Source organism: Rhizobium sp. CNPSo 3670, assembly GCF_057784555.1.
The window spans coordinates 1-5759 of sequence record NZ_JBXSOL010000073.1; the positions used below are offsets into that span (position 1 = coordinate 1).

At 61.1% G+C, this 5759-nt stretch carries 6 protein-coding genes and 1 pseudogene; 5 read left to right on the forward strand and 2 right to left on the reverse strand.

All coding sequences use genetic code 11. The features are described from left to right. Positions 1–82: 82 nt before the first annotated feature. From AC13QO_RS29655 to AC13QO_RS29670, 4 genes and pseudogenes are all read left to right on the forward strand, one after another. Positions 83–1408 carry an ABC transporter substrate-binding protein gene (locus tag AC13QO_RS29655; RefSeq protein WP_488542738.1) on the forward strand — a complete coding sequence of 442 codons (1326 nt, stop codon included), beginning with the start codon at positions 83–85 and terminating at the stop codon, positions 1406–1408. Between the two features lie 2 nt (positions 1409–1410). Continuing rightward, entirely contained in the window at positions 1411–2349 is a 939-nt protein-coding gene (locus AC13QO_RS29660) for a carbohydrate ABC transporter permease (protein WP_085781402.1), read from the forward strand. Continuing rightward, positions 2349–3164, forward strand: coding sequence for a carbohydrate ABC transporter permease (locus AC13QO_RS29665; RefSeq protein WP_085781403.1), 816 nt, complete (start codon positions 2349–2351; stop codon positions 3162–3164). The genes AC13QO_RS29660 and AC13QO_RS29665 overlap by 1 nt, the downstream gene beginning before the upstream one ends. An 18-nt stretch (positions 3165–3182) precedes the next feature. Beyond that, a pseudogene (locus AC13QO_RS29670) lies at positions 3183–4168 on the forward strand (sugar kinase). A 186-nt stretch (positions 4169–4354) separates the two neighbouring features. On the opposite strand, the gene AC13QO_RS29675 reads toward AC13QO_RS29670, so the two are convergent. Both AC13QO_RS29675 and AC13QO_RS29680 read right to left on the reverse strand, forming a co-directional pair. Further along, complete coding sequence (locus tag AC13QO_RS29675; protein ID WP_285192323.1) at positions 4355–4489, reverse strand: hypothetical protein; 135 nt, start codon at positions 4487–4489, stop codon at positions 4355–4357. 173 nt (positions 4490–4662) lie between these two features. Beyond that, positions 4663–4878, reverse strand: a complete 216-nt coding sequence (locus tag AC13QO_RS29680) for a hypothetical protein (protein WP_085781405.1) — start codon at positions 4876–4878, stop codon at positions 4663–4665. Positions 4879–5177: 299 nt separating this feature from the next. Between AC13QO_RS29680 and AC13QO_RS29685 the strand changes: the two genes are divergently transcribed. Further along, on the forward strand, positions 5178–5744 hold the full coding sequence (locus AC13QO_RS29685) for a sugar transferase (protein WP_085781406.1): 567 nt from the start codon (positions 5178–5180) through the stop codon (positions 5742–5744). The last annotated feature ends 15 nt before the right edge of the window (positions 5745–5759 follow it).

Sequence of the window (5759 nt, forward strand, 5' to 3'; positions counted from 1 at the left end):
TGCAAGGGATCGTGCGCTCAGGATATAATCGAGAATAAACCGCCGGGGGTGAGGAGATCACCGGCAAAAGAGGAGGATAGACATGCCATCATTCTTCAACCCGACGCGGCGCGGATTTCTGGCGGGCACCGCCGCTCTTGGCGCCAGCAGCATGTTCGGCATGCGGCCGGCAGCCGCTGCGGTCGACTGGAAGCGCTTCGCCGGCACAACGCTCGAAGTCAACCTGGTCAAGAGCCCGCGCAGCGAAATCCTGACCAAGTACCTGTCCGAATTCGAGGAGCTCACCGGCATCAAGGTCAATGCCGAAGCAACGCCCGAACAGCAGCAGCGCCAGAAGACGACCATCGAGCTGAGCTCCGGAAAACCGAGCTTCGACGTTGTGCACCTGAGCTACCACGTCCAGAAACGGCAATTCGAGAAAGGCGGCTGGCTTGCCGATATCAGCGGCTTCCTCAAGGACGCTTCGCTGACCGACCCCTCCTTGGTGGAAAGCGATTTCGCCGAAGCAGGCCTTGCATTCGCCAAGGATGCCAACGGCATTCTGCGGTCGCTGCCTTTCTCGGTCGATTACTGGATCATCTACTGGAACAAGGCGCTGTTTGAGAAGAAGGGGCTCGCCTACCCCACCAACTTCGAGGAATTGGCAAGCGCCGCAGAGGCGCTCACCGATGCCTCCGCCAACACCTACGGCTTCGTCGCCCGCGGCCTGAAGAACGCCAATACGCCGGTCTGGACGACACTGCTGCTCGGCTATGGTTCGAGCCCGCTCGGCCCGGACGGCAAGCTGCGCACGACATCGCAGGAAGCGATCGATGCGGCCAAGCTTTACCAGAGACTGATGACCAAGACCGCGCCTCCCGGCGTCTCCGGCTTCAACTGGGCAGAGGCCCAGTCTGCCTTCCTTCAGGGAAAGATCGGCATGTGGCTTGATGGCGTTGGTTTTGCTCCGCCGATCGAGAATCCGGAAAAGTCGCGCGTCGTTGGCCAGGTCGGTTACGGCATCATGCCGAAAGGACCGAAGGCGCAAGCCGCCGGAACCTTCGGCGACGGTCTCGGCGTCGTCGCGGCAAGCCAGAAGAAGGAAGCAGCCTATCTGTTCTGCCAGTGGGCGATTTCGCACGACATGGGTGCACGCCTGCTGCAGGCCGGCGCCGGCGTTCCGTTCCGCCAGTCCGTCCTTGCGGATGCGAAGGTCCGCGAAGGCGTCAAGATGCCCGGCTCATGGCTGGATGCCGTTGCCGGCTCCGGCAAGATTTCCCAGCTCGCCCTGCCGGTCATCATTCCGGTCACCGAGTTCCGTGACATCTATGGCGTCGGCCTCACCAACATGATCGGCGGCGCCGATCCGGAAACCGAACTGAAGAAGGCGACGGCCCAGTTCGAACCGGTCCTGGCGAAAAGCGAGTGATAATGGCCTCTGCAGGCATCGAAACGGCCGCTATGGCCAAGGCGTCGAAAGGAGGGAGCAAACCGGACCGGTTTGCTCCCAACTACTGGCCCTTCGTCATCCCGGCGCTCATCGTCATCTCGGGCGTCATCGTCTTTCCATGGGTGTTCACGGTGTGGATGAGCGTCAACAGCTGGACGCTCGGCCAGTCGCAGGTCTTTGCGGGGCTGGACAATTATATCAGACTCGCCACCGACATGCGGTTCTGGGAGTCGCTGTGGCATACGGTGCTCTATACGGCGCTCTCCGTGCTGCTTCCCCTTTTTCTGGGGACGCTCGCCGCACTGATCTTCGATGCCAGGTTCCCGCTGCGCGGCCTCATTCGAGGCATATTCGTGATGCCGATGATGGCGACCCCCGTCGCCATCGCGCTGGTCTGGACGATGATGTTCCACCCGCAGCTCGGCGTGCTCAATTATCTCCTCTCCTTCATCGGCATCGGCCCGCAGGAGTGGATCTACAATCAGGCGAGCGTCATTCCCTCGCTGGTCCTTGTCGAAAGCTGGCAGTGGACGCCGCTCGTCATGCTGATCGTGCTCGGTGGCCTGGCGGCGGTTCCGCGCGAACCTTATGAGAGCGCCGAGATCGACGGCGCCAATGTCTGGCAAAAATTCCGCTATCTGACTCTGCCGATGATCGCGCCCTTCCTGATGATTGCGGTTATCATCCGCAGCATCGATGCCGTGAAGAGCTTCGACATCATCTATGCCATGACCCAGGGCGGCCCCGGCACCGCCTCGGAAACGATCAACATCTATCTCTACAACACCGCCTTCGCCTATTACGACATCGGCTACGGCTCGGCCATGGCGGTCGTCTTCTTCATCCTCATCGTGCTGCTCTCCTTCGTCCTCATGATGATCCGGCAGCGCGTGAACTGGTCTGACGGGGAGGCACGCTGATGAAGCGCAAGACGCTCGATCGCATCGGACTGCTGTTCGTTGCGCTGGTGATGATCTCGCCGGTCGTCCTGTTTTTCCTCTGGATGATCTCGCTGTCGCTGAAATATGAGATCGACAACGGCGCCTATCCGCCGATCTTCATCCCGGAGCGTTTCGCCTGGTCGAACTATGTGAAGGTCTTCGAGGAGAATAATTTCTTCCTCTATCTCTGGAATTCGCTGCTGGTGACCGGCAGCGCCACGCTGCTGGCGCTCTTGATCGGCGTGCCGGCCGGCTATGGCATCGCGCGTCTGAAGGCTGAGAAATCGGCGATGGTCATCATGATCGCGCGCATGACGCCGGGCCTGTCCTTCCTCATTCCGCTCTTCCTCTTGTTCCAGTGGCTGAACCTGCTCGGCACGCTGATGCCCCAGATCATCATCCATCTCGTCGTCACCGTGCCGATCGTGGTATGGATCATGATCGGCTATTTCGAGACGACGCCGATGGAGCTGGAGGAGGCTGCAAGCATCGACGGCGCGACACCCTGGCAGGTTTTCCGCCTGGTCGCCCTGCCGATCGCAAGGCCCGGCATCGTCGTCGCCTTCATCCTGTCGGTGATCTTTTCCTGGAACAATTTCGTGTTCGGCATCGTGCTCGCCAGTCGCGAGACGCGCACGCTGCCGGTCGCCGTCTACAACATGCTGTCTTTCGAACAGGTCAGCTGGGGACCGCTCGCGGCCGCCGCATTGATCGTCACCTTGCCGGTCCTGATCTTGACGGTGTTTGCGCAACGGCAGATCGTGGCGGGCCTGACGGCGGGCGCCGTCAAGTGAGCAGGTGAGACAGAGATTTTGACGGCTTCTTCCGCCTTCGAGCCGCCTCCGGTCCTGCGCGCCGCGTGCTCTGCGTCGGCGCGGCGGTGCTCGACACCTTGTTCCGCGTGCGCTCGCTGCCCACCGGCCAGGGCAAGATCCTGCCCTATGAAATGCTGCAGATCGCCGAAGGCATGGCGTCGAGCGCGGCATTCGCCGTCGCCCGGCTTGGCGGCAATGCCAGCCTCTGGGGCGCGGTCGGCGACGATGCCACGGGCGAACGCATTATTTCCGATCTCGCGGATAGCGGCATAGACACGAGCGGCATGACGGTTGTGCGGGGCGCCCGCTCGGCCGTCTCGACCATCCTCATCGATGATGAGGGTGAGCGCCTGATCGTGCCCTTCTACGATGCGCGGCTGCACGATACGGTCAAACCGGTCACCGAGCAGGATGTCTCCACCTTCGATGCGGTGCTCGTTGACGTGCGATGGCCGAAGCTTGCGCTGGCGACGCTATTGGCGGCGAGGGGGGCGGCCAAGCCGGCCATTCTCGACGGTGACGTTGCGGGCGAGGGCGTCATCGAGATGCTGGCGCCGGCGGCGAGCCACATCGTCTTCTCGCAGCCGGCTGCCGAGCGGCTTGCCGGGACGACGGATCTTGTGGAAAGCGTCGGCCTGCTGAAGCGGAAATTCGAACATGCCTTCATCAGCGTCACGGCTGGGGAAAACGGCTCCCTGTGGTTCGACGATGCAAGCGGCGACATCCGTCACCTCGCCGCGCCGAAAGTGAGGGCCATCGACACGCTTGCGGCCGGCGACATCTTCCACGGCGTTTTCGCGCTGGCGATCGCAGAAGGCATGCCGATCGGAGAGACGATGCGATTGTCGTCCATGGCGGCGGCGCTGAAATGCCAAGTGTTCGGCGGCCGCCTCGGCGCACCCACGCGAGCCGAAGCGTGCGATGCTCTACGGGATTGGAACGTCCGCGTTTCCCAGAAGGCGAGCGATATCAAGTTCAGATGAGGCCGGATATCGTATCCTCGCCGACCGCGAGTTGCGCCTCCGCGGTACGAGGGCTGGGCACTGCCAAATTTTGCTATGCCGTCGGTCTTGGTCGCATAGGGCGCCGCCGATCGTATGCGGCGGAGCAAAAGGGGAGATGCGTGGCTTCCTTGAGCATAATGCGCGCGCCGGAACGCGTTATATGCGTCATCGCCACGTCTTCAGGGACGGCAGCGGCAAGACGACGAGTGCCGCGCGTCTTGCCCAGCATGTTGCCGTGGCGGTCACCGGCTTCTTGCCGTCAATCTCGATGCGCAGCGTCCCCTCCCACACGGCTTTCACGCGGAGGTCGAGGGCGACGTCAACACACCAATCCAATGCTGCGCAGCATCGAGATCTCCAATGCGGCGATGACAAACCACGCACTTTATGAGGCCGAGCGAAGGCAGTTTACCCGCGCGACTATGACGGCGCGAGGGAGGCGATGAAGGCGGTTAATACGGAAATCGTCGCCCTCATTCACAAATCGTGAGGCCGGAAACGTGCAGGAAGTTTACTGCAGTAAACAATGAGAACGAGCCCATAGCGACCAGAAACAGCATATCATCTATAATGGAATTGGCGCTTGGTGCGGCCACCGCAGCATCGCTACCTTGGGTGCCAAAGCCGATGCCGACAAAGGCGATCGAAGGGCAGCTGGCGAGCGGGAGACGGTGATGGATTTCGCCCATACGCTGATCGAAGATCCTTTCCTGCCAGAGGCCCGCTTCTGTAGGCCTGCCAGAGATTGGCGCCTGTGGACCATAGGGCGCGGTTGGGCGCGATCTGATGGCAGCGGCTACGTCGTGCGTTCCAAGCTCGAAGTGAGCCCCTTTGCCTAGGAATACAAGGCAAGGATCTGATCGACGATCGGCCGGCGTTCAGTGAAGAAAGCTTGCGGTTGGAGTTGACGCGAAAGGGTTTTTGACGATACGGCGCTGTGACGTATGGGCGGAAATCCGCTGAAGAGGCAATGGAAGAAGTACGGGGAATGGGCTTGAAACGCGCGGTGGATTTTTTCCTGGCTTTGGTGGCTTCGGTCATCCTGCTCGTTCCGATCCTTGTCGTCGCTCTCAGTGTCCGGCTGACGTCGCCAGGACCGATCCTCTACTGGTCAAAACGTATCGGGCGTTTCAATCAGATCTTCCTGATGCCGAAATTCCGCAGCATGCGCGTCGACACGCCGACAGTCGCGACACATCTGCTCGAAAATCCCGAGCGGTTTCTGACGCCCATCGGCTCGTTTCTGCGCAAGTCCAGTCTCGACGAACTGCCCCAGCTCTGGTGCATTCTGGCGGGCAAGATGAGTTTCGTCGGGCCGCGCCCGGCGCTCTACAATCAATATGATCTGATCGAATTGCGGACGGCGCACGGCGTCGACAAGCTCCTGCCGGGATTGACCGGATGGGCGCAGATAAACGGGCGTGACGAATTGCCGATTCCGGAGAAGGTGAAATTCGATGTCGAATATCTTGAGCGACGCTCCGTCGGTTTCGACATGCGCATCCTGTTTCTGACGGCCGAGAAGGTCGTTCGCCGGAAGGGAATAAAGCACTAGCTTACCTACTTCTGA

Excerpts from the sequence above, each read along its gene's own strand:
- AC13QO_RS29680 (WP_085781405.1), bottom strand. The coding sequence starts at position 4,878 with ATGGGCGAAATCCATCACCGTCTCCCGCTCGCCAGCTGCCCTTCGATC.
- AC13QO_RS29655 (WP_488542738.1), top strand. The coding sequence starts at position 83 with ATGCCATCATTCTTCAACCCGACGCGGCGCGGATTTCTGGCGGGCACC.
- AC13QO_RS29685 (WP_085781406.1), top strand. The coding sequence starts at position 5,178 with ATGGGCTTGAAACGCGCGGTGGATTTTTTCCTGGCTTTGGTGGCTTCG.
- AC13QO_RS29660 (WP_085781402.1), top strand. The coding sequence starts at position 1,411 with ATGGCCTCTGCAGGCATCGAAACGGCCGCTATGGCCAAGGCGTCGAAA.
- AC13QO_RS29665 (WP_085781403.1), top strand. The coding sequence starts at position 2,349 with ATGAAGCGCAAGACGCTCGATCGCATCGGACTGCTGTTCGTTGCGCTG.